This is a genomic window from Pseudomonas sp. SJZ103, from assembly GCF_007828335.1.
Taxonomy (GTDB): Bacteria; Pseudomonadota; Gammaproteobacteria; order Pseudomonadales; family Pseudomonadaceae; genus Aquipseudomonas.
This window is the reverse complement of record NZ_VIUN01000036.1, coordinates 1-1,306: the sequence shown is the minus strand read 5'-3', so window position 1 is coordinate 1,306 and position 1,306 is coordinate 1. Positions and strand designations below refer to the sequence as shown.

General features: G+C 53.1%; 1 protein-coding gene. It reads right to left on the bottom strand.

Going from position 1 to position 1,306, the window contains the following annotated elements:
* Window positions 1-52 precede the first annotated feature (52 nt).
* Window positions 53-1,201 (bottom strand): integrase core domain-containing protein, encoded by a 1,149-nt coding sequence (locus FBY10_RS31410; protein WP_141156085.1) that lies wholly within the window; start codon window positions 1,199-1,201, stop codon window positions 53-55.
* Window positions 1,202-1,306 lie beyond the last annotated feature (105 nt).

Below are 1,306 nucleotides of genomic sequence, written 5' to 3'. Positions count from 1 at the left end.
ATCGGGGTGTAGAACCGTAGACATCGTTTACATCTGAAACCGGGGACATCGTTTACACATTTGAGGCCTGGACGCGGGTCATACCTCGTCCAAGCCTCCCCAAGGGATAATCACACAGGTACAAATCCCAAGCATCATCTTCAGCTTCTTTGAGCCCTATCCTTTCCCCGGACAGCGCCTCGCTGATAAATACCAACTTGCCGTTCCACTTGATCGATCCGTCCTGCCTGACGCTTCGAACTTTCATTTCTGCCGGATACTCCACATCGGGCAAGCATCCTGGATAAATTCGGGTGGACGGCACATACAAGTCTCCCGGACTTTTCATGCCGAGCGCTTCGTGAGGGCGTACGTAATTAAACTCATGCCTGAAATGCTCCAGCAAAAGCTGCTGCTCGACTAAGTTTTTCCCTAAGGGCAACTCAAGTTTCAAGCTACGGTGCATTCGTTCATGGCGACCATTCTGGGCGGGTCTTCCCGGCATGGTTCGCTCGGGATAAATACCCAGCCGAATCCACCAAACTGCCAGTGTGGATATTCTTGCCAGGCCAGGAGAGGCGAACGGTACCCCGTTGTCCGAACGGATAACTTCCGGCATGCCGTACTCCTGAAAAAGCCTCTCAAAGGCCTGTTTTACAGGCTGGGTCATGATCTTGGGATGGGCCCTGCACGCTAAAATCAGCCGCGACGCATGGTCTGTGACGGTCAAAGGGAAGCACATCTGAGCATTAAGCATCTTGAACTGCCCTTTGTAGTCAGCACACCACGTCTTGTTAGGTTCGTCGGCCTTTCGCATTTGTGCGTGGGAAATGCTGTGCCGGCGTTTGAAGCGCCGCTTTTTGACGAGCCCAAGTCGGTCAAGCCATTGACCGGCCGTACTTGGAGAGGGCCAGGTGACGCAGGGATCTTCCAGCCGTAATAGTTCGAGAAGCTTTTTCGGCCCCCATTTATCGTGAGCCTCCTTCATCGCTACTACACGGGCCAAAATCTCGTCGTCGGTTTTATTTGGGCTGTTGTGAGGTCGCCGGGACAGTTCGGATAAAGACCTCAAATCGCCGTCGTGCCGGGCAATCCACTTATCGACGGTAGGTCGGCTAACGTCAAAGCGGCGTGCCAACTGGCTTTTGGTGAAGTTGCCAGAAAGCCAATCAGCTACCAGCTTGATTCTTTGATTCATGGGGGACTCTTGGTTCCAGGGCATGATCAGTTACCTCCTGATCATGCGTATTAGCCTGTAAACCATGTCCCCGGTTAGAAATGTAAACGATGTCCCCGGTTTGTACCGGGGCAAGCCCCCTCCCACATT

Excerpts from the sequence above, each read along its gene's own strand:
- FBY10_RS31410 (WP_141156085.1), bottom strand. The coding sequence starts at position 1,201 with ATGCCCTGGAACCAAGAGTCCCCCATGAATCAAAGAATCAAGCTGGTA.